The 22,483-nt window shown below is 67.1% G+C and carries 16 protein-coding genes; 3 read left to right on the plus strand and 13 right to left on the minus strand.

The features are described 5' to 3' along the window. The 3 genes from AX737_RS37700 to AX737_RS02915 all read right to left on the minus strand — a co-directional run. Positions 1-2,746, minus strand: a 2,746-nt coding sequence (locus AX737_RS37700; protein ID WP_348626797.1) for a PAS domain S-box protein, incomplete at its 3' end; no start/stop codon positions are given. A 106-nt stretch (positions 2,747-2,852) separates the two neighbouring features. Further along, on the minus strand, positions 2,853-3,635 hold the full coding sequence (locus AX737_RS02910; protein ID WP_082772840.1) for a DJ-1/PfpI family protein: 783 nt from the start codon (positions 3,633-3,635) through the stop codon (positions 2,853-2,855). Between the two features lie 11 nt (positions 3,636-3,646). Then, positions 3,647-4,765 (minus strand): FAD-binding domain-containing protein, encoded by a 1,119-nt coding sequence (locus AX737_RS02915; RefSeq protein WP_082772841.1) that lies wholly within the window; start codon positions 4,763-4,765, stop codon positions 3,647-3,649. A gap of 358 nt (positions 4,766-5,123) precedes the next feature. Between AX737_RS02915 and AX737_RS02920 the strand changes: the two genes are divergently transcribed. Then, on the plus strand, positions 5,124-5,381 hold the full coding sequence (locus tag AX737_RS02920) for a hypothetical protein (RefSeq protein WP_066918881.1): 258 nt from the start codon (positions 5,124-5,126) through the stop codon (positions 5,379-5,381). Between the two features lie 433 nt (positions 5,382-5,814). Then, positions 5,815-6,366, plus strand: a complete 552-nt coding sequence (locus tag AX737_RS02925; protein ID WP_066918883.1) for a fasciclin domain-containing protein — start codon at positions 5,815-5,817, stop codon at positions 6,364-6,366. Between the two features lie 39 nt (positions 6,367-6,405). On the opposite strand, the gene AX737_RS02930 is transcribed toward AX737_RS02925, so the two are convergent. From AX737_RS02930 to AX737_RS02955, 5 genes are all read right to left on the minus strand, one after another. Then, complete coding sequence (locus AX737_RS02930; protein ID WP_066918885.1) at positions 6,406-7,140, minus strand: anti-sigma factor; 735 nt, start codon at positions 7,138-7,140, stop codon at positions 6,406-6,408. Next, positions 7,137-7,694, minus strand: coding sequence for a sigma-70 family RNA polymerase sigma factor (locus AX737_RS02935; RefSeq protein WP_082772842.1), 558 nt, complete (start codon positions 7,692-7,694; stop codon positions 7,137-7,139). The genes AX737_RS02930 and AX737_RS02935 overlap by 4 nt, the downstream gene beginning before the upstream one ends. Positions 7,695-8,158: 464 nt before the next feature. Beyond that, entirely contained in the window at positions 8,159-9,049 is an 891-nt protein-coding gene (locus AX737_RS02945) for an ImmA/IrrE family metallo-endopeptidase (RefSeq protein ID WP_066918891.1), read from the minus strand. Between the two features lie 193 nt (positions 9,050-9,242). Continuing rightward, the gene (locus AX737_RS02950) at positions 9,243-9,425 is read right to left on the minus strand and encodes a DUF3606 domain-containing protein (RefSeq protein ID WP_003600567.1); all 183 of its coding nucleotides are present in this window, start codon (positions 9,423-9,425) and stop codon (positions 9,243-9,245) included. Positions 9,426-9,849: 424 nt separating this feature from the next. After that, positions 9,850-10,647 carry an FkbM family methyltransferase gene (locus tag AX737_RS02955; protein ID WP_066918893.1) on the minus strand — a complete coding sequence of 266 codons (798 nt, stop codon included), beginning with the start codon at positions 10,645-10,647 and terminating at the stop codon, positions 9,850-9,852. Positions 10,648-10,895: 248 nt separating this feature from the next. On the opposite strand from AX737_RS02955, the gene AX737_RS02960 reads away from it, so the two are divergent. Continuing rightward, on the plus strand, positions 10,896-14,660 hold the full coding sequence (locus AX737_RS02960) for a glycosyltransferase (protein WP_066918895.1): 3,765 nt from the start codon (positions 10,896-10,898) through the stop codon (positions 14,658-14,660). Between the two features lie 828 nt (positions 14,661-15,488). On the opposite strand, the gene AX737_RS02965 is transcribed toward AX737_RS02960, so the two are convergent. The 5 genes from AX737_RS02965 to AX737_RS35305 all read right to left on the minus strand — a co-directional run bounded on the left by AX737_RS02965 (position 15,489) and on the right by AX737_RS35305 (position 22,347). Next, the gene (locus tag AX737_RS02965; protein WP_063112051.1) at positions 15,489-15,824 is read right to left on the minus strand and encodes an IS110 family transposase; all 336 of its coding nucleotides are present in this window, start codon (positions 15,822-15,824) and stop codon (positions 15,489-15,491) included. A 223-nt stretch (positions 15,825-16,047) separates the two neighbouring features. Beyond that, positions 16,048-16,581: an autotransporter outer membrane beta-barrel domain-containing protein gene (locus tag AX737_RS02970; protein WP_063112050.1), complete on the minus strand. Its 534-nt coding sequence runs from the start codon at positions 16,579-16,581 to the stop codon at positions 16,048-16,050. After that, a complete protein-coding gene (locus AX737_RS02975) occupies positions 16,532-19,894 on the minus strand; it encodes an autotransporter serine protease (RefSeq protein ID WP_133866437.1) in 3,363 nt (1,120 codons plus the stop codon). The genes AX737_RS02970 and AX737_RS02975 overlap by 50 nt, the downstream gene beginning before the upstream one ends. A gap of 51 nt (positions 19,895-19,945) precedes the next feature. Next, a protein-coding gene (locus AX737_RS31755) for an IS5 family transposase (protein WP_133866454.1) occupies positions 19,946-20,703 on the minus strand; the annotation gives its coding sequence in 2 pieces (ribosomal slippage) (positions 19,946-20,367 and positions 20,367-20,703; 759 coding nt in all). 1,053 nt (positions 20,704-21,756) lie between these two features. Beyond that, positions 21,757-22,347 (minus strand): hypothetical protein, encoded by a 591-nt coding sequence (locus AX737_RS35305; RefSeq protein ID WP_229644489.1) that lies wholly within the window; start codon positions 22,345-22,347, stop codon positions 21,757-21,759. Positions 22,348-22,483: the final 136 nt, after the last annotated feature.

The raw sequence follows: 22,483 nt of genomic DNA on the forward strand, positions 1-22,483 counted from the left end.
GCGCGAGGCCGCCGGTGAGCTGGCCCACCGCCTCCATCTTCTGCGACTGGCGCAGCTTCTCCTCGGTCTGCATCAGCTCGTCGGTCCGTTCGGCCACGCGCTGCTCGAGGGTCTCGTTGAGGGCGCGCAGCGCCGCGATGGCCCGGTCGCGCTCGGCCTCGACGGCGCGGCGCTCCTCAACGTCGATGAGGACGCCGGGGAAGCTCAGCGGCGTGCCGTCCGGCGCGTGGTCCACGCGGCCGTTGGCCTCCAGCCAGTAGTACTTCCCGTCCGTCCGGCGCGTGCGGTACTGGTGGGCGTAGGCGCCTCCCCGGGCGATCGCCTCCCGGATCGCCTCGGCCAGCCCCGCCTGGTCGTCGGGGTGCACGGTCGCGACGATCTGGGCGAGCGGGATGCCCTCGCGCCCGAGCGCCGGGTCGAGGCCGAAGCTGCGCGCGAAGGCCTCGTCGACCGCGAACCGATCGGTGGGCAGGTCCCAGTGCCAGGTGCCGATGATCGCGCCGGCCGCCAGCGCGAGCTGGACGCGCTCCACGTTCTCGCGCGCGAGCGCCTCGCTGGCGCGCAGGCGCTCCTCCGCGACCCGCCGGGCGGTCACGTCGTTGAAGATGATCGCGATCTGGCGGTCGGCCGGCTCCCCGACGGGCACCGCGCGCACGTCGAACCAGCGCTTGAAGGCCTCCGCATAGCTCTCGAAATTCGCGGGCTCCCGGGTCTTGGCGACGCGCCCGTAGGTCTCGAACCAGAATCGTTCGAGGTCCGGCGCGAACTCCGTCACCCACTTGCCGCGCAGGTTGACGCCGGATTCCCGCTCGAAGGCCGGGTTGGCCTCGAGGAAGCGGTAATCGACCGGCCGGTCGTCGGCGTCGAACTTGACCTCGACGATGGCGAAGGCCGCCTCGATCGTGTCCAGGATCATCCTGAAGCGCTCCTCGCTGCGCGCCAGGGCATCGACGGCGCGCCGCTGCTCGGTGATGTCGCGCGCCACGCCCGAGAACCGGACCGGCCGGCCCCGGGCGTCGCGCTCAATCTCGCCCCGGCGGGCGATCCAGCGCAGGGCGCCGGTATCCGGCCGGCGGATGCGGTACTCGACGTCGCGGGGTGGCCGGCCGCTGCGGCGGGTCTCGGCCGTCGAGATCAAGTGCCGGTCCTCGGCGACGATCAGCCGCTCGAAATCGCCTGCCGGGTAGCTCTCTCGCACGGGCAGGCCGTAGAGACGGCAGAATTCCGGAGTGGGGTGGAGGAGGCCGTCCGCGATGCTGACGGTGAACAGGCCGACCCCGCCGGCCGCCTGCGCGCGCCGCAGGTTGGCCTCGGCCGTGCGGAGGGCTTCGCCGGCCGCGTGCTGCGCGGTGCGGTCGCGCAGGAACTTGACGTATCCCTGATGGGTTCCGGCCGGATCCTGCAGCCGCATCAGCTCGCCGGACGCCCACAAGGCCGTGCCGTCCTTGCGCAGATGCCAGCGCTCGTCGAGCGCCCGCCCCTCGCGAGCCGCCGTCAGCAGTTCTTGGGCCGGTATGCCCGCCTCCCGGTCCTCGGGCGTGAAGATCAGGTCCGTGGTGAGCCCCGCCACCTCCTCCGGCGACCAGCCGAGGATGCGCGCAGCACCCGCGTTCCAATCGACGATCCGGCCGGCGAGGTCGAGCAGGAGGATGGCGTAGTCGGTCGCGCTGTCGAACAGCGCGCGGTAGCGACCCTCGCTGACCTGCCCGGCCCGGCGCGCCTCGGCTTCGCTGGCCTGGGCCAGCCCCGCCGAGATCATGCCGGCGAACAGGCGCGCCGCCCGGAGGTCGAGCTCGGCGAACGCTCCGGCCCGGTCCGACTGGAGCTTGAGGACCCCGACCGTGTCGGATCCGCGCTTGATCGGCGCCATCACGCAGGCGCGCAGGCCCATGCGCGCGGCCAGGTCCTGGTTGACGCGGCCATCCGCCCGCACGTCGTCCAGGCGCAGGGCCTCGCCGCCGCGGAAGCAGGCGCCCGACAGGCTGCCGTCGAGCGGGACGCGCAAACCCTGCCGGTCCGTCAGGCGGCCACGGGTCGTGCGGTAGAGCAAGGTGTCGTCGTCCAGGAGTTCGATCACCCCGCCCTCGGCCTGCGGGACGGCGCGCATGGCCCCGGCCAGGAGCGCATCGAGGATGCGGTCGAGGTCGCCGCCGGCCGCCAGCACGTCGGCCTGTGTGGCGATCAGGGCGTTCTGCTGCGCGATGGTGGCCGCCTGCTCCGCCAGGGCCACGTCGCGGGCCGCGACGGCGCGGCGGATCTCCAGCTGGCTCATCACCTGCCGGGCCAGCGCCCGCAGCCCGCGGGCCTGTGAGGCGGTCAGGCCGTCCGGCCGCGGCGCGCCGTCGATCACGCACAGGCTGCCGAGCACATGGCCCTCGGGGCTGCGCAGCGGCGCGCCCGCGTAGAAGCGCAGGTGCGGATCCTCGACCACGAGGGGATTGGCCCGAGTCCGCGGATCCTGGGTCAGGTCGGGTATGACCAGCAGATCCGGTGCGGACAGGACGTGGACGCAGACCGACCGGTCGAGGTCGGTCTGGCAGTCCGGGAAACCCAGGCGGGCCTTGAACCACTGCCGACTGTCGGCAACCAGGCTGACCAGCGCCACCGGGGCGGCGCAGAGCTCGGCGGCGAGCTGGACGACGTCGTCGAATCCCTCCTCCGCCGGCGTATCGAGGATGCCGTAGGAAGCGAGGGCGTTCAGGCGTTCGGTGTCGTGGACGTCGGACAGGTCGGACGGGTGTGACATGCGGAATGGGATCTTCGACGGTTCCGGCTCATAGCGTGAAGCGAGCGGCCGCGTCAGCCTCTGCGCTCGCCCCGCGCGACCTCTCGCATCCGCCCGAAGCGCGCGGCTAACGGGGGCGACTTGCGGTTGCGGCCGCTCGCGCCTCGGCGACGAGATCGCCGAGGATCGCGAGCGCCCCGCGCGTGATCGCTGGTCCCGCCTTTGCCGGGCTACCCGCCGCGAAGGGCGGCTGCGGCGCATATTCCGCGACGAGCTGGGCCGTTCGCGCATAGTCGTCACCCCGCAGGCGGGCGGCGAGCGCGAGGGCGAAGTCGAGCCCGGCCGAGATGCCCGCCGCGGTGATCCGGTTTCGGTCGAACACCACGCGCTCATCGACCGGGACCGCGCCGAGGAGGGGCAGCACGGTGTCGCGCACGCACCAGTGCGAGGTCGCGCGGTATCCGTCGAGCAGCCCCGCGGCCCCGAGGATCAGCGAACCGGTACAGACGCCCGTGACCCAGCGCGCGCGACCCGCCCGGTCCCGCAGGAAGGCGAGCGTGGCGGCGTCGCGCATCTGGGCGGGGGTACCGTCACCGCCGGGCACGAACAGCACGTCGAGGTCGGCGGGACAGGCGGCAAAGCTCGTCGTGGCAAGCAGGCCGATGCCGGTGTCGCTCGGTACGGGGCCGGGAGTCCGGGCGACGAGATGGAGGCTGCCGGGTGCGAGGCCCGCGAGCAAGTCGTGCGGGCCGACCACGTCGAGGGCCGTCATGCCCGGATAGAGCAGCATGGCGATGCGCATCGGCCGCCCTGCGGCGAGCGGAGGGGGTGCGTCGCGGGCCTGCGCCCGACGGGGCAGAAGGCTCGCGGCCATGAGGGCGGCCGCACCGACCTCGCGGCGACTCACCATGATCGGTCTCCCTACGCCGCGACGGCGTCGAGGATGCGCGGGATCGCCGTGCGCATCCTGAAGAAGCCGCGCGTCGCGTGCGGCCAACTCGCCTCGTCCCAGGTTCGGCGCAGCCGCAGAACCCCGGCCGGCAGATTCGAGGCGCTCGGCCCGACCGGTGCCCAAGCACCAACCACCGGAAGGTCGCTGGACCAGCCGGCATCCGCCGGCATGGCCGGGCAGGCGAAGTGCGCCCCCGCTCGGGCCAGGGCGTCCGCCATCGCCGCCGCGTCGGCTGCCCGCACCGCCTCGCTCGCGCCCGGTGCGTGGGCCAGCAGCCCGCCGACGCATACGACGCGGGCGGGGTCGAGCGGCAGGCTCTCCGGGTGCAGGTCGTCGAGATGGATCAGCAAGGCGACCGAGCCGGCAGGAAGCGGGTCGGCCGGTGCCAGCGGCACTGTCGGGGCGATCTCGACCTCGCTCAGCGGGGCGGCCCGCTCATCGAGACCGACCGGATCGAAGCGGCCATCGGTGTGGCGGCGGATGTTCTCGGCACGGGCGAGGTAGTGCTTGCCACGCGTGTGCAGTCCCGCCACCCATCGCCAGGACAGGGTGTTCGAGGCCGGATCGCCATCGAGCAGGTGGCGCAGGAAGAAGTCGGCACCGAGCGCCCAGGGCAGGCGCAGGGTGAAGATCCAGATCGAGGCGAACCACATCCGCGCGTGGTTGTGCAGCCAGCCGGTCTCGACGAGTTCGCGCGCCCAGTCGTCGAAGCCCTCGATGCCCGTGCGTCCCGCCACCGCCCGCTCGTAGGCGCGGCGCAACCCGGACGCGGTGGCAAGCTGCTCCTCGCCCGCGGCGACGAGGCGGAGATAGTCGGCCCAGATCGCCGGGTGCGTCTCGAGATAGCCCTTGAAGTAGGTCCGCCAGAACACCTCCGAGATGAATTTCTCCGCGGCTCCGCCATGCGCCTCCCGGGCTCGGGCGACGATCTCCTGCTCGGTGGTCAGCCGGCGTCGCAGGTAGGGCGAGAGCGCCGATGTCGTCGTCTCCGCGTCCGGACCGGGTGCGATGTTGCGCTCGGCCGCGTAGTGTGGCCCGAGCCGGTCGGTGATGGCGGCGAGACGAGCGAGGCCGGCCTCGCGGGTCATGGGAAAGGCGCGATCCATGCCGCCCAGGTAGAGCGCTGCAGAGCCGGGCTCACGCCCTGCGACCTTGCGACCGTCCGCGGCGCATCGGCCGCGGGCTGATACCGGCAGGTCCGGACATCGACCTCGTAGGCGCAGGCCTGTCACCCGACGCGGTGCCGCAGGCAGTCGCGGTCGTGGAGGCCCCGTCGTCCGCAGGGCGTCAACGCGATTGTGATGCGGCGCCCCCGGCGATCGCGCAGAGGGCTCGCGCCGTGCGAGATTGCGAGACCAGTCCGTGTAGCGGGGCCCGGCGGACGACGACCCTGCCTGGGACGCCATCACCGATCACACGGCCGGCGGCTCGAAGGTGAAGAGCGCGATGACGCACGGCACCGTTCGGGCCGGCAAGGTCTCGGCGGAGGGCGGCGCGCGCACGCTCACCGTGAGCTACGGCAAGGACGGTGGTGCGAAGACGATCGTCGTGCCCTCGGATGCGCCGATCGTCGCCTTCGAGCCGGCCGGCAAGCAGGTGCTTGTCCCCGGCGCGAAGGTCTTCGCCGTGGTGGCCAAGGATGGCGGCAAGACCGACGGAAAGCTCGTCGCGGTGGGCAGGGACGGCTTGACGCCTCCCATGTGATCGGAGCCTCGAACGAGGCCGTTTCGGGGGGCTGGCGTTCGTCCGGACGCTCTCGCCTTCGACAGGCGCTGGGCGGCCATCGCGCCGCCCTTGCCGCCCGGACCCGCTGGCTGCGCCTGCGCCGATCGGACGGCGATCCTGAAGGGTCAGCGCATATCCGGGAGGATCGGCGGCGATGCGTCGGCGGCTCGGCGAACCGGGATCGCCCGCATCCCTGGACGGGGTTGGGAGCGGGTCGCCCGGTTCCGGGCGCGGCGCGAGAGCCCGCCCCATTCGGACGCTCTGGCCGAGCACGTCGCGGCGACTGGGCTTGTCGGCCGGCGACCCGTTCGATTTTTTAAGCATCGCCGGGACGCAAGGCTGAAACTTTCCCACCCCTGGCCTCCGTAGGGGCTCGCGACGCCCCCATAGGGCGCACCTCCAGGGAGACACCATGTCCACGACCCTTCTCCGCCTCGCTCTCGGCCTCGCTCTCGTGGCCGCCACCCCGGCTCTGGCCAAGAATCCGATGGTCGGCGGCGCGCCGATGTTCGCGAGCAAGACCATCGTCGAGAACGCGGTCAATTCGAAGGACCACACCACGCTGGTCGCCGCCGTGAAGGCCGCGGGCCTCGTCGACACGCTGTCGGGCCCCGGCCCTTTCACCGTGTTCGCGCCGACCAACGCGGCCTTCGGCAAGCTGCCGCCGGGCACGGTCGAGACGCTGGTCCAGCCGCAGAACAAGGCCCAGCTCACCGGCATCCTGACCTACCACGTGGTGCCGGGCACCTACACGTCGAAGGAGCTGATGAAGCTGGTCCGACAGGGCGGCGGCGAGGCCACGCTGAAGACCGCACAGGGCGAGCCGCTCACCGTGGCGATGGCGCGCGGCGGCAAGGGCCTGACCGTGACCGACACCAAGGGCAACACCGCCCGTGTCACCATCGCCAACGTGATGCAGTCGAACGGCGTGATCCACGTCATCAACGGCGTGCTGATGCCCTGATCCCCTCCGAGCGGGCTCCGGCAGACGTCGGAGCCCGCCTCACTCGCGCACGAGCTTGCCCGAATAGATGACCGGACCGGTCGGTACGCCGGTCGGCGAACCGCCCTTCGGCTCCACCGAGACCGCTAGGCTCATACCGTCCGCGTCCGCACGCAGGGCAGCCGGTATGGGCCGCCGGGCGACGCCCTCCGTGATGAGACCCAGGGAGCGCGGCGCGGCGCCTGCCCCCACGTACCAGAGCTCCAGGTTGCGGTCCGGCGGCGTCTCCGCGGCGAGGCTGCGGACCTGCACGGTGCCGCTGTCGAGATCGACCCGCACGATCAGAGCGGGCAGAGCGCCGCCGCGATCCACCACGGCGAGATACTGCCGCTCCGTGCCCGTGGGGCGCAGGCCGAGGGCCAGCCAGAGGGCCAGGCCGGCCGCGAGCGCGGTCGCCGCCCCCGCCGCGAGGCGCCAGTTTCGCACCTTGCGCTCCAGCCTCCGAATGCGCGCCCCACCATCGGCGGATACGGCTGCGGGCGCCTGCGCGATCCGCGCCTCGATCCCGTCCCACACGCCCGGGGCGGGTTCGACGGCCCGGGGCGCGGCCGCGAGCGGTGAGAGCCGCACCTCCCACGCTGCTACCGCTGCGCGCAGGGACGCGTCGCGCTCCAGCGCCTCGGCGAAGGCGGCGCGCTCCTCGGCGGTCAGGGTGCCGAGCACGTACTCACCCGCCGCCCCGTCCCGATCTTCGTCCCAGAAAGGCACGGCGCCCGTTCGTGTCTCGCCGCTCATGACGCCTCCAGGCAACCGCGCAGGCTGATGAGGCCACGACGCAGCCACGTCTTGATCGTATTGACCGGACGATCGTGCCGCGCCGCCAGCTCCTCGCGTGACCAGCCCTCGCAGTACGCCAGGAGGAGGCAGTCGCGTTGGCTGGGCTCGACGGCTTCGAGGCAATGCGCGAGGGCGTCTCGACGGGCGAGGTCTGCCTCGCCGTCGCGTGTGTCGGCGAGGCGCTCGAGCCAGTTCTCGTCGGCCTGTGTCAGACGCGCGGCCTTGTCCTGCCGGAGCCGATCGATCGCCTTGTGCCGGGCGATCGCACCGAGCCAGACGAGCGATGGGGCAGCCTGCGCATCATAGGTGGCTGCCCGCTGCCAGACGCGCACGAAGACCTCCTGCAGCGCATCCTCGGCCGCGCCCCGATCCCGCAGGATACGCAGGATGATCCCGAGAAGTTTCGGGGCGGTCGCGTCATAGAGTGCGCGCAGGGCTGTGCGGTCGCCCTCCGCCACGGCCCTGATCAGCCGCGCAAGATCTGCGTCGGCAGGCGCCTTCAAAGTCGGCACGGCTCCCCCACCCGCCCAGAGCGATCCCGCTTATCCTGCGGGCTCCAGCGCCTCAACCGGCACGCTACGCCCCTCTGTGCACGAACGGGAGACCCGAGTCCTGAATCTCTGTCCGGGGCCAGTCGTACGCACTGACCTCAGGTCCCGGCAGGCCGTAACGGGTGGCTACCGCGGTGTAGTCCGGTTCGTTCATGCTGTTCGGCACCGTCCGGACGTTGGAGAGGAAGCCGCCATACCGCTGGACGTGCGGGATACGTTCGGGCCGGCCAAGCAGCCCCCGAGCCGTCTCGCGATTCCGGGCGAAGGCCGCGTCGGCGGAGCGGGCCATGGTCTCGGCATTGCGCGCCTCGACCCGGGCGACAGCCTCCGCCCCATCGATCTCCACAAGCCAGAGATGCGGGTCATGCCAAGCGAAGCGAGTTGAAACCGGCGCGCTGCCGGATCCGACCGTGACCGAGTGCCGCCTACCGTCGCCCCGAGTGGAAGCGGTGACGCCAGCCCTCCTCCAGCCTGCGCTCCTCCGCGCTCTCCTCCGGGACGGGGTCCAGACGCAGCAGGATCATCGCGAAGCCGTTCGGCTGAAGATACACCTGCTCGTAGAGGGCCGGCGCGCGGAGGTCGCGCTTCACATCGATCCAGAGATCGGGAGAGGACGCGGCGATGTCGCTCGCGCTGTTCGGCCGATGCGGGCTGCCGTGATAGAGCGAGCCGGTCGAGACGGGGTCGCCGACCGCGCGGATGATCTCCGGGAAGGAGAGGCTGCGGTAGCACCGCTGCACCCGGCCTCTGCCCGTCACGACGATCGCGATCCGGGCGGGATGGTACTGTACGTAGACCCGAGCCGCCGTCTCCTTGCCGACCGCGAAGTCGCGCGCGAGCGCGAGAACGTGCTGCAGGTCGGGCTCGCGAAAGGCCGCCATCGCCCCCCGCAGCCGGTGCGGGGGCATCAGAAGCAGGGTGGCGAAGCGGTTGGCCTCGACCTCCCTTTGCTGCCGCCCGTCGCCCGCTCTGGCCGTGGTGCGCAGCATGTCCGCACTCGTGCACAGGAACCGGCCGGGTTGATCTGGGACGTGGTGCGCCATCAGGAAATGGCCGAGTTCGTGAGCGATGGTGAAGCGGCGACGCGGTTCGCCTCCGCGCTTGACGAGGATGGTGCCGTCTGACCGCTTCGCATCGGTCACGAGGCCACCCTCGAACCCGGGGGTGTCGAGATCCTCGATCTCGATGATGCCGAGGCGCGCGCACAAGTCCTGGATCGGCACGGGCACTGAGAGGTTCGGCTCGGCCTCGAAGATGCGTTTGACGAGCGCCTCCGGTGAGCGCGCGTCCGCGAGGTCCTTCCTGCTGATCGGCATTCGCGCAGCCCCTTCCGTCCCTGGACCCATCCATCAGGCCGCCACGCGCCCGCGATGCCGAGATCGGATCGTGGGGAGTCTTTGCGGGCGATGACCCGCCTTGCGTTCAGCAACGTGGTCCGGCCGACGTCCACGGCGTCTTCACCATCGCCCGGGTCCGCCAACCTGGTGTGCCGCCGCAGCGAGCACGCGCCTAACGCTTCTTACCCAACTCGGCGGCGATATCCTTCGTCATCCGGCCGACCTTCCGATGCGCTGCCGTAAGCTGGTCCTGCGTGACGCCCCATCGCTTCATCCAGAACTCGACAGCCTTGCGCTCCGACAGGTCAAGCCGGTCCTTATCGATGAAGCCACGCTTGTCCTTGAGGCCGGCCATGGGGATCCTGGTGGCTTGATGATGTGCGGTCTGGGATGGACCTGGCGGTTCCCCCGACGATGACGGTGGCGAAAGGATGCCGGGAACCGAGCTGATACGCCAAAGCGTCTAGCACGTCGGTGTCTGGATGCGTATGGCCGAGGCCACAAGCGCTAGGCCGAGCGGCCGGTCCCACGGAGCCGAGCCAGCGGCCCGAACCGATTCCCCCCACGCAATCGTCCACCGGGGTGCAGCGGCGCGCACTCCCAGCCGTCAGAACAAGTCCGCACGAGTCGTTCTTCTATAATGATAGAACGAGCGCATCATTCTGCATGAGCAAGCAGCTGCGCGAAAAACGAGCCTCAGGTGCTGCACTGCATTTGGTTTCGGCAAGCTGTCCGCTTGGAATAGGTCGGGAAGCATCGTCCATGCTTCATGATGCCGATCAAGTCAGCTGAAACCGGCGAAGCAGAGTCAGATTGCAGGAATCGCACGCTGCTTTGAAGTCCGGCAGGCGCTCCCTGGGTACAAGGGCATGATTCCAGGCGGCATTGTCGAACATCACCGCCCCGTCGTGGATCGCCATATCGGGCCGCAGGCGGAAATCCATGTAATCGACGCTGTGCAGGAACGCACCGATGGCGGCGCGCTTGGCCGGACCGACCACCTCCGCGAAGATGATAGGTCGGTCTCGCAGGATCGTGTCGCGCGCGCCCCGCAGGAACGCGTGCTCGTGCCCCTCGATGTCGACCTTGATCACCCCGATCTGATCGGTGATCCCGATGTCGTCCAGCCGTTCGACCCGCACCGCGCAGACCGAATGGGCCGGCTGGAAATCGGGCTCCAGCGACGCGCTCGTTTCGACGAGGCCGTGACCCGGGTCGGGCAGGTGGAGCGTCGCCGTTCCGGCCCTCTCGCTGAGCGCGACCTCGATCAGACGCACGCGCTCCGCCAATCCGTTGGCCAGGATGTTGCGCTTCAGAATCTCGACGACGGGCGGCAACGGTTCGAAGGCGATGATGGACCGATCGGGAGCGATCGCCCCGGCCATGACTGTGTAGACGCCCGTATTGGCTCCGACGTCGACGAAAATCCCCTCGGCACGAACCAGGGCCGCCATCATCAGCATCGGCAGGGGCGGCTCGTAGGAACCGCCGGCGATCTGCCGGGCCACGAGGTCCATGTCGTTCCGATTCTCGAGCTGAAACACGCGACCGGCGAAGCTAACCTCCACGAACGCCATGATCCCTGCTCGCCCGTCTGTGCTGCGCGTGAGGGCGACACGCGCGCCGCCGATCTCCGATCATCCTATTTGGGATCGGCTGGGGGAGCCATGGGCTCGGCCCACGAAGCTCCGCGAAGTCGGTCGCGTTCGAGGCGGGCGGCCTGCTGATAGCCCCAAAGTGTGCACTCGTCCCCTCGACGGTGCCGATCCACTGCTGCCATAGTGATCGGGTCAGGGTGTCCGATTTCTCGTAGCTCGGCGGCGTTTTGGTCAGTTTGTTTCCGACCCGTGCCCTCGCCAACCTGCGTCGTCTCGGCAGGAGCAAAGCCCGCATCGACGGCTTCGATCCGGTCTTCTACCGGCGATGCTACCCCGACCTGCACCGACTGACGAGCGACGAGGCCCTGGCCCTTCATTTCCAGCGTCATGGGTGCGTGGAGTCCCGCTTTCCGAACGCGGACGCCCTGATCGCCGCGCTGGAACGACGTCACGGCCCGCTGCCGGACGATTTCGTTCCGGTCCAGTACCGGCTCAATCATGCCGATCTGGTCGAGTTTTCTCTCCCCTGGCAACTCAAGGCCCATTACCTGCAATTCGGCCGTGCGGAGGGCCGCACCTATCGGTCGCTGGACCTGGCGCCGTACGAGCGGTCGTTCGAGCGCATGCGCGCCGCCCAGGCCCAGGATCTTGGCTGTTCTGAAGGGACACCTGCAACCGACACGTTCGCCGAACGCCTGTCGATCGCGGGCGTGCTGCCGGGGGCTTGGCTCGAATGCTTCGTCCTCCACGAATTCAACATCCTCAACGCGTCGTGGCTGGCGCGGCAGCCGGTCTCCCGAATCGATGGCCTGTGCGTGTTTCTCGAGCAGGGTATCGAGCGCCTCGCGCCGATTGCCCTCGGCAGGCGCTTCGACCCCGCGTTCTATCGCGGCCATGTCGGCGCGCGTGCGACCGCGAGCGATACAGACCTGTATCGACAGTGGCTCGGACTCGGTATTGCCGAGGGACTACCCGGCTGCGAGGGTGAGGCGCTTCTCGCGCTCCTGCGGGAGGAGGCTTTCCCGGATTGCTTCGACGAAGCAGCCTACCGGGCCAAGCTGCCACGAACCGTTGAGAAGCCCGGATCCGGGCGCTTCGCCGCGCTCGCGCAGTTCGTCACGAAGACGTTTCAGCTTCCCGCCCTTGAGAGCGTCCGTCGCCAGTGCTCCGCACGCCTTCTGGAGCAGATCGGCGAGTACCACATCCTGCGGGGCGACAACGTCATTGCCCACGACGCGCTGAACCGAGCGATCGCGGCCAAGCCGGGGATCGGGCGCTTCCATCATCGCCGCGGCGACGCGTTGCGGGCCTTGGGGCGCGCGCGCGAGGCAACCGCGGACTATCTGGTGGCCGCCGAAGCGCCGGATGCCATCGTCTGGAGCCACATTCACGCGGCAGAAGGGCTCGCGGCCGAGCGCGACGGGCTGGAGGCCGCGTTCGATCGCCTGCGACGCTCCGCGCCGCACTGGTGCGGTTCGCCGCACTGGCGCGCCGCAGGTCATCGGGTGATTGCGCGTGCCTTCGAGGCGGCGAGCGCGCGGGCGCACACGCTCTATGCGGCACATCGGCGTATCGAGGCAGATTCAGCGCTGACGGCGTGTCTGGATGAGATCGCCGCGCTGTTGCCGGTCGTCGATCCGCTGCCCGCCCCCCTGCCGCCCGCCTCGTCCGCCCGCATCGTCCTCGTCGCCAACCGGGACCTTCCGCAATGCGATCATTACCGCGTGGTCCAGAAGATCGAGCAGCTGGAGCACCTCGGCTGGCACGTTGAGGTGTTCCGCCAGGGCGAGGCAGGCCGGTGCCGTCCGGCGATCGATGCGGCATCGGCCGTGATCTTCTATCGCGTGGCAGCCCTCCCCGAGGTCGTTCACGCCATCCTGTACGCACGCGCACTCGGCGTCCCGACCCTCTACGAGATCGATGACCTGCTGTTCGAGCCCGCCTTCTACCCGGATCCGTTCGACAGCTTCGAGGGTCAGATCACCCCCGCCGAGTACGCCGGGCTGCAGTACGGCGTGCCGCTATTCCGCTACGCGATGCACCTGTGCGAGACCGGCCTCGCCTCGACGCCTGCCCTGGCGGAAGCCATGCAGCCGCTCGTGCGATCGGGCGTCTGTTACGTCCTGCGCAACGGGCTCGACAGCCGCAACGAGCCGTTCATCGCGCGCGGTCCAATGCCGGCCGCCACCGATACGGTCACGCTGTTCTACGGGTCTGGGACGAAAGCGCACAACCGGGATTTCAATGATCTCGTCGCCTCGGCTCTGATCGAGATCTTCGAGAAACATGCAGGCGTCCGGCTGGTCGTCGCCGGCTACCTCAAGCTCGATGAGCGCTTCCGGACCTATGCTCACCGGATCCACCAGCTCGGCTTCGATCCGAATGTGAGGGCCTACTGGGAGGTGCTCTCGAGCGCCGACATCAACATCGCGGTGCTCGCGATCAATCCGATGACGGATGCCAAGAGCGAGATCAAATGGCTTGAGGCGGCCATGTGCGGCCTGCCGTCGGTCGTGACGCCGACGCGCACCTACCGCGAGATGCTCGTCGACGGCGAGGATGTCCTCTTTGCCACGACCCCGGACGAGTGGGCGACGGCGCTTGGGCGCCTGATCTCGGACGCGCGCTTGCGCCGACGGATCGGCCTCGGCGCCCATGCCAAGGCGCGGAATGCCTACACCTTGAACGCCGCGAGCGCGGTCCTCGCTCAGGCTCTACCGCCGCTCCCGCCCAAGGCCCCGGTGGGTCGCAGCAGCGCTCCGGTCCAGCGCACCCGGAAGGCGGGCCGACCGCGCCTCCTCTTCGTGCACGTGTACTTCCCACCGCAGACGATCGGCGGTGCGACGCGCGTGCTGCGCGACAACGTCGATCACCTCATCGCGGTCGGAGCCGACAGATTCGAGATCGCGATCGCTGCGACCGACCTCGATGCGGAGCCGGCCTATCGGACACGGATCGACAACTACCGCGGGCTGCCTGTCTATCGGATCGCGGTCCCGGCCGAAATGCACATGGACTGGCGCCCATTCGATCCCGAAATGGAGGGACCCTTCGAGGCGCTGATCGACCGCTTCGAACCCGACTTCGTGCATTTCCACTGCGTGCAGCGCCTGACGGGGTCCGTCGTGGAAGCCGTGCGGGCGCGCGGCGTGCCCTACCTGATCACCCTGCATGACGCTTGGTGGATCTCCGACTTCCAGTTCCTGACCGATGCCGACGGCATCCTTCAGATGCCGTCCGACGACGCGCTTGCCGACGCAACGGATCGCAAGCTCAGCCCCATCAACTCGATCGCGCGGCGGCGGCGGCTCGGTCGTTTGCTGGATGGGGCGACCGCCCTCCTTGCCGTGTCGGATGCCTTCGCCGAGGTGTACCGCCGTGCAGGCCACCCACAGACGCTCGCCGTGCCGAACGGCGTGTCATCCTTTACGCCCCGGTCGCGCGTCTTCGGACGCGACGGGTGCGTGCGCCTGGGCCATGTTGGAGGCCGTACAGCGCACAAAGGCGCCTCGTTGCTGGAGGTAGCCCTGCGCACGGGTGCTTATGAGAATCTCGACCTGACCCTTGTCGATCACAGCTATCCTCCCGACTACACGAGTGCGGAGGTCTGGGGAGCAACCCCTGTCCGGATCATTGGCCGCCTGCCACAGGACCGCATCGCCGACCTCTACGCCGAACTCGATGTGCTGGTGGCGCCTTCCATTTGGCCGGAGAGTTTCGGACTCGTCACCCGCGAAGCCCGCGCCGCGGGTCTTTGGGTGGTGGCCAGCGATCGTGGCGCGATCGGCCAGGACATTCGCCAAGGCGTCGATGGCTTCCGGATCAATGTCGAGTCGCTGCAGGATCTGCGCGAGGTGCTCTCCCGGTTGAACACCGAGCCCCATCATTTCTCGCGCAGTCCGCCGGACGCTCAATCGATGCGGACGGCCTCAGACCAGGGGTCTGATTTGATTGCCCTGTACAGCGACTTGATCGCGCGTCGCGCTGGATGACGCTCCAGGCTCGGTCAAGCTCAACGGACGAGTAGCAGTTTTCACTGATGATGTCTCCATCCTACTATCCGGATATTCAATCAATTAAATGATCGAAGGCGTAAAATGCACTGATATACCTCATATCATTCAGTGAAATACAGCATAAAGGTAGAAATTTGCCTACACGGGCGAATGGCCCTGCGCTACAATCCTTTCTATCGCAAGGAACTGGACGCGGCGCATCATGAAAGGACTGTATGGAGGCGCACAAACTTGAGGCTCTGAAGAAAACGAACGCCGAACTGCTGCTCGCGCTGCGGGGCCCTCTGAGGCACGCTGAGAACCCAGGGGGCAGCCATGAGACCCCCCGAACTGGCGTACAAGTTCGGCTGGGTAGAGTGCTACAACTGCCTGCAAACCTGGGATGCGAGCGATCCACCGGTCGCCGCCGCTGTCCAGTTTGAGCGGTCACTTACCACCAGCGTGGATATCGGCGCGCCCCTCCTCTGGAGCCATGACCCGTTGGGCGGCTGAGCGAAAAGAGAATGCCGAAGAGGCCAAAAATCAAAACGCCCAATGTACACAACGACCTACAAGTCCGCTTGGCGGGCCGCGTCCGATAGTGATGATCACTACGTTTTCGCTATAGCACTATGAAATCGCTCGCCGCCCCATGTTGCGCGCGAGATCGAACGAATTGCGCAGCGTGTGGCTTTGATTGTATGGGGACCACCTCAAGTCGGACGACGCGAAATTCAACATGACTTTCGTATTTTCGATATGGCATTTCGCGTTCGCGGTTGCTGGCGTGCGAGGGTACGTGCTTTCCCATGCAGCCATGACTTTTCAAACCGCGACGCAATGCATGTTCGGACGCAGCGCGGCTTCGGCGATCGCGGCCGCGTCAGCGGCATCATTCTTCTGCCGCTTCACAAAGGGCTTCACGTAGATCGGCGGAACCAGCCGCACGTGGCGTCCAAGGCCTTGAGCGACGCGGCCCCAATAATGGCTCGTTGCGCAGGCCTCCATCGCCACGATGCAAGGCGGCTGCGCGCTCAACAGTTGGATCAGCTTCGCGCGGGACACCGTCCGGTTGAACAGAACCGCCCCGCCCCGATCCGTGCCGCAGACCTGGAAACTCCGCTTGGCCAGGTCGATCGCAAGGACATGAACATCTGGCATGTGCCCCTCCCTTGAAAGCGCCACCACGGCGCTGCCCGGACACAATACGAGCCCGCAGGAGGGGGCATCCACCCCATCAGTTCACGCCCTCCAGGCTCGGAACATCCCCTGTAACCTTACGTAAAAAAGGTGAGCCAGGACACCCACTTACCCATACATGTTATCGGCAGTGATGAGGACGGCATCCGATGCAGGATGCCGTCCTCTTTGTCTGGGGGATGGCTCAGAAATTGACCCGCAGATTGCCCTTGAGCGTGTTGCTCTGCGCATCGGAGCCGAGCACGCCGTCATAGGCGAAGCCGGCGCTGACCGCGTCGTTGAAGGCATAGCTGAGGCCCACATTGAGCGCCAGCGCATCGCGGGCGATGGGCGTGCCGGAGACCAGGAACGGGGTGGAGCCGTTCAGCCACATCACCGACGTCGTGTCCACGTCGCCGAAGGCATGCTGCCAGCCCAGCTTGAGGCTGGGGGTGAAGAGGCCGTTGCCCACCACCATGTCGGTGCTTAGCCGCGCGCCCAGGGTGGTAAGCGTGGTGCTCATGGACTGCGCCGAGCCTGAGAGTGCGGCGGCGCCGCCGGTTTCGGAGAAGGCGTCGAAGTTCTGGTTCACATAGGCCACCGCCGCGAACGGCGACACCTGAGCCGGTCCGAAAGCGAACGGACGCGAGACTTCGCCGAACACCTGGGCGGTGTTGCCGTTGTAGCTGCTACCCAGGCCGTTGGAGAAGGTGCCGAAGGCGACGTTGCGAGACGCCATAGAGCGCCAGGTCGGTGTGGCTGTTGTCGGCCTTGGAGTTGAGGCTGTCCACATGGCCATCGGACTGGCCGAAGCCGGCGGCGATGCCGAGGCGGGTGGTGTCGAACACCTTGACGTCGGCACCGGCGATGAAGCCGCTCTGGGTCCAGCCCAGGGAGGCGAGGCCGTCGCCGGAGGCATTGCCCCAGCCGCCGTAGCCGGTGGCCCACACGGCGACGTTCAGGCTCGACGAGAGCTTGGCGGTGGCCTTGTCGGGCTTGGGCCCGGTGGCGTCGTCCAGGCGCTCGTTGATGGCGGCGCGCACCTGGCGGGCGTCATCGAAGGTCTGGGCGGCGGTGGAGGCATAGACCTCGCCGGTCATCTGGCTGAGGGCGGCGGCCAATGCCGTCGGGGCCAGGCTGTAGAGGCTGTTGAACAGCCCGGCATTGGCTCCGGTCAGAGCAATGCCGGCCACCGGGCGAATGCTGTCCACCGCGCTGCCGAGCGCGCTGGCATTGGCGGTGGTGGCCAGGCCGTTGGCCGCCAGGTTGCCGTACCACAGCGGGGTGACCACCAGCGCCAGGCTGGTGGGGCCGTAGAGGGCATCGAAGCGGGTGGAGGCGGGCAGGCCGCTCGCCGGCTGGGCCAGGCCGGCGAAGGAGCCGGAGAGGCCGGCGCTGCTCTGGATCACCGTGAAGCTGGTGCCCAGCGGCGGGGTGTAGCTGTTGGTTGCGCTGCCGGTGATGCCGCGCAGGGTGGGCGCCAGGGTTCCGGCCACGGTGACTGTGCCGTTGGTGCCGGTGGTGACGAGGCGGGAATAATTGCCCGCGCCGGTTCCGGTGCCGGTGCCGTCGATGTCGGTCTGGAAGGTGGAGGTGCTGGCGAGCGTCACCGGCCCGTTGACGGTGAGGGTGCCGGGCGAGTTGCCCGGCGCCAGCCGCCCGGCCACCACCAGCGGGCCGGAGAGGGTGCCGGAGCCGCGCAGGGTGCCCGAGGTGCCGATGGCCAGCGTCGAGGAGAAGGCGCCGTTCACCGACAGCAGGCCGCCGGTGACGGTGGTGAGGCCGGTATAGGAGTTGTTGCCGGTGAGGGTGAGGGTGCCGGCACCGGCCTTGGTGAGGCTGGTGCGGCTGGCGCCATCGACGATCTGTCCGGCATAGCTGGCGGAGCTGCCGTCTGTGCCTACCGTGAGCTGGCCATTGCCAATAACGGCGGTGGCTGTGGTGCCGGTGAGCGATCCGACCGTCAGGGCGGTGCCGCCGAGATCGATGGCGCCGTTATTGCTTAGGCGGGTGATGCCTGTGGTGCTGCCGGTGAGGGCGACGGCTGCGCCGGAGGCATTGCTCACCGTTCCGGCGAGCACGCCGGCGGCCTGGACAAAGCCGGTATTGCTGAGCCCGCCGGCAATGGTGCCGGTGGTGATCAGGGTGCCGGCATTGGTGACGCCGCCGGCCAGGGTTCCTGCGTTGGTGAGGGTGGTTCCTGCCAAGGTGACGACCGGGGCGATGAGGCTCGCGGTTTCGGTAAGCTGGAGGCCGCCGCCGGCGAGGGTCGCCTGGCCGGTGAAGCTGTGGGTGGCGGTGAAAACCAGGGTTCCTGCCCCGAGCTTGGCGAGGCCGCCGGTGCCGGAAAGGGACTGGTTCAGGGTGAAGGTATTGTCCAGGCTGGCAATATCGAAGCCGCCGCCGCCGTTGCCCCAGGTGATGGCCCGGCCGGTGGTGGTGAAGCTGGTGCCGGTGACCTGGAGGATGCCGCCGTCAAAGGTAAGGCCCCCCGCCGCCGCGCCGAGGTTGGCGTCACGGGCCACCGACAGAATACCCCCAGCGAATGTGGTGCCGCCGGAATAGCTATTGGTTCCGGTGAGCGTGAGAATGCCGTCTCCGGCCTTAATCAGGCTGCCGCGGGTAGGGACATCGGCGAAAGCCGCGACGCGCGTGGTCTCCACCTGAATCTCGGTCTGCCACTCGGGGGTGAGTGTCGGATCATGGGCGGCCTTGCGGGCTGCCCATGCGGCCGCCGCTGCGTCATTCTCCTGCTTGCGCTGGATGAGGGCGTCCTCGGAGATGTTGTTGGACCAGGTATCGCGGGTGCCGGCCGGGAGGTTCGCGGCGACTGAGCCAAGAAATTGCCCTGGGCCATTCATGGCCTTATTGAGATCGATCACGCCCCAACCCCAGACGGCGTTGGGAGCATTGGGATTGGCATCCGCCACGCCGGCGACCACGTTGCGGTGATAGGCCGTGGTGAGCAGGACATCGCGGGCCTGCTGGTTGGTCATATAGGGAAATCGCTCCATGATCAGGGCCAGCGCGCCAGTGGCATGGGGCGCGGCCATGGAGGTGCCGTTCACTGTTGTGTAGCCGGTCTGCTTGTTTGGATTGATAGCCCATTCACCGAGATTCCATCGAGCGCCTGGCGCATAGGTAGGAACCGTACTGTTGATAGCGCTGCCTGGTGCGACAACGTACCAATATTTGGCGACGCCGGCTCGATTTGAATAGCTCGCGAGGACAAGATCTCCGGGATTTAGGCCGCCATTGCCCCCCTTAGCAGCTGCGCCTACGGCAAGCCAATTGCTCTCAAGATCCGGTCTGAAATAAGGTAGCGAAGATCTAACGTTTGGGTTGCTGTATCCGGTGTTTCCCGCCGCAAATACCTGAATAATATTGTATTGTTTTGTGGTCTCGGAAAGCGCGTCGACGTAGCTGAGCTTGCCAGAAAATTTAGAATAAGCTGTGCGTAAGCCTTGGATGGTGTTGTAATTGTCTCCAGTAGGCGGGCTGCCCCAAGAGGAATTAATCACACGTGCGCCGGCCGCCGCTAGGCTACCATAAGCGTTTTTGAAGTAGGCATAATCAACGTTCGTTCCGTATCGTGCCGAGTCGTTCGTTTGTGTGTTGGTGACGTAGACATTGGCATTGAACGCCACGCCTTGCATGCCGACGCCGTCTCGGGAGGCCCCGATCGTCCCTGTGACGTGTGTCCCGTGTGGATCGTTGTAGATGGGGCTGTACGTTCCCGGAGCGGTATAAGAATCACCCGCCTTGAAGAAGCTTGGTTGTGGCGACTGATTCTGCGGCTTTCCGGACCCGTCCATAAAATAGAAGCCGTCCGATCCGAAGGTCCCGGTGATGGTGAGCGGCTTGACGCGGCCATCGGCGAATTCCGGGTGGGCACTATAGACACCTGAATCAACAACACCCACCGTCACACCCAGGCCGGTGTAGCCCGCCGCATAGGCGTTGGCGGCGTGCATGGCTTCCAAGCCCCAATCGGCCTTGTATTCCGGCGTGCGCCAACTCGCGGGATCGGCGGTGGACAGACTCTGCGCCAAGGCGTTATGCGACACCGACGCGCCGAGCGCGGCCAGCCCTAGGGTCCAGACTCATAACCAGTAGCTGACGGTTGCCGCGATGCTGACTGCTGCAAGGAAGTTGATGGCGAGGCGGTCATATCGTGTGGCGATGCGCCGGAAGTCTTTCAGGCGGCAGAACATGCGCTCGATGGCGTTTCGGTCGCGGTAGAGCACGGGAGAGAAGCAGTTCTTCCAGAGCCTGTTGGAGCGGGGCGGAATGTTCGGCATGGCGCCCATGCCCTCGACCTGTCGGCGGATCGCATCGCTATCGTAGCCCTTGTCACCATGGAGGATGCGGGCACTGGACATCTGGCGCAGCAGAACCGCTCCAGCGGTGCAATCTGCGACCTGTCCGCCGGTCAGCAGGAATGCGACCGGTCGGCAGTGGCGGTCTGTCAGCGCATGGATTTTGGTCGTGCGCCCGCCCCGCGAGCGGCCGATCGCCTGACTGCTCTCCCCCCTTTTCCACCAGAAGCGGAGCGATGAGCTTTGACCGCAGAACTGTCGATCAGCACCTGGGCGGGAGGACCTCCTGCGCTGGCGAGAGCATGGAAGAGGTCTGTCCAGATCCCCTTGGCAGCCCATCGGACAAAGCGGTTGTAGAGCGTCTTGCGCGGCCCATATTCGGGCGGCGCGTCGATCCATCGGCCGCCCGATTTCAGGACATGCACGATGCCGCTGATCACCCGCCGGTCATCGACACGCGGCTTGCCGCGCGTGTCCCTGGGCAGATACGGCTCAAGCCGCGCAAACTGCGCATCCGTGAGCCAGAAACGGTCTCCGCTCATCATCAGATCCTCCACGGACTGATGAATCACAACATGCTGCGAAGGCCAATTATTTTATGGGTCCGAGCCCTAGGCCGGTGTGCCGCAGCAGCGAGGCGATAGATGTCCGCCGGCCCCTGCGATCCGTTGGGATTGATCGAACAAGCCTTTTCACGCGCATTCCACTCACCGCTTGATAGGAAACAGGATCGGCCATCCGTGACGGAGTGGACCGAATGCTCGAAATTCAGGTCAGCTTGCCGGTCACCCGCGACTTGGGCGTGGGAGGGTCTATGATGGCAGAAAGGGGACGCGACGATTGCCTTCGGCGCCAGACATGGCACATCAGTCGCGCAGGAATCTTGATGCGCACACGTGCAGCCAATCGCTCTCTTGGGTGCTTTTTTGTTGAGCTATCGCTCAGTTTGAGTGCTGGTGCCAGGGATGTGAAAGCCCTGGTCGGCGGCTGCCGGTAACATGGCATCGCCTGTCGCTCGCCGCTGGTGGAGAGCGAGCGCAGCCCAGCATGTCAGGCATTGTATCTCTATCCCTTTGTCACTCATTGGCTCGGAGAGCCATCGAGCATGGCGGCAATGGAAAAATTCGTCACCTAATTAGTCTAGGTTACGGTTCATAAAATCTGCTTGTCCAGAAAATTTAAGCAACTTTCAGAAACTATCTCTGGATATATTGGGTTGCGGTCGGATCGATATTATAATCAATTGGTGTAAGGCCTCGACACCTCACGCTAGGCCGTGTGGACGGATTGCGGTGGGTTTAGGCAGAGGGGATTCCCTTCTGCCCCTTTCGGTGATTCATAGCGGGTCGGCTTTTGGCGAGATCGACCATGCTGACGCGGATGACGGACGAGGATTGGGCGCTGGCGCTGGAGGTGTTCCGCGCCTGCCGTTCACGGCGCGGCGACAAGGGTCGCGACGATCGCAAGTTCCTCGAAGCCATGCACTATTTCACTGTGCACAACATCACCTGGCGGGCACTGCCTGCCGAGTTCGGCGCGTGGAATAGCGTCTGGAAACGGTTCTGGCGGCTACGTCAGGCCGGCGTGTTCGAGCTTTACTTCGAAACCCTGGCCTCGCTGAGCCGCACGGCCCATCTGGTCCAGATGTTCGATTCCACCGTGGTGCGCGCCCACGTCTCCGCCGCCGGAGCAAAAGGGGGCAGGACGGCCAAGCCCTCGGCCGTTCGCGCGGCGGCTTCTCCACCAAGATCCACCTCAAGAGCGACTTCGACGGCCTGCCGATCGCCTTCCACCTGACCGGCGGGGAAGCCGGCGACAGTCCGCTCTTCAAGCTGCTGCTGGATCTGGGTCCCGATGTCACGCCGCGCGCGGCGCTCGCCGACAAGGGCTATGACGCCAAGGCCAACCGGGCCATCGCCCGGGCGCGCGGCATCGCGTCCGCCATCCCTTTCAAATCCAACGCGAAGGAGCGCCCAGCCTTCTTCCCGAAGGCGCTTTACAGGGGGCGCGCCCGCATCGAGCAGTGCTTCGGAAAGCTCAAGCGCTTCAAGCGCGTCGCCCTGCGCTGCGAGAAGACCGAATGCGGCTTCGCCGCCATCGTCGCTCTCGCCTTCAGCTTCATCCTCATCCTCATCCTCATCCTCATCCTCATCCTCATCCTCATCCTCATCAAAATCCGTCCACACAACCTAATATGGCGCAGTGGCACTCCACAAACCGATTACACATGAATTGCGCAAGATGGTCAATTAATTTCCAATTCGGTGCCAATTATAAACGATAAGATATAGTATTATTATATGAAGATCTGGCCATTAATAT

The sequence above is a fragment of the Methylobacterium sp. CCH5-D2 genome (genome assembly GCF_001556475.1).
Classification (GTDB): domain Bacteria; phylum Pseudomonadota; class Alphaproteobacteria; order Rhizobiales; family Beijerinckiaceae; genus Methylobacterium; species Methylobacterium hispanicum.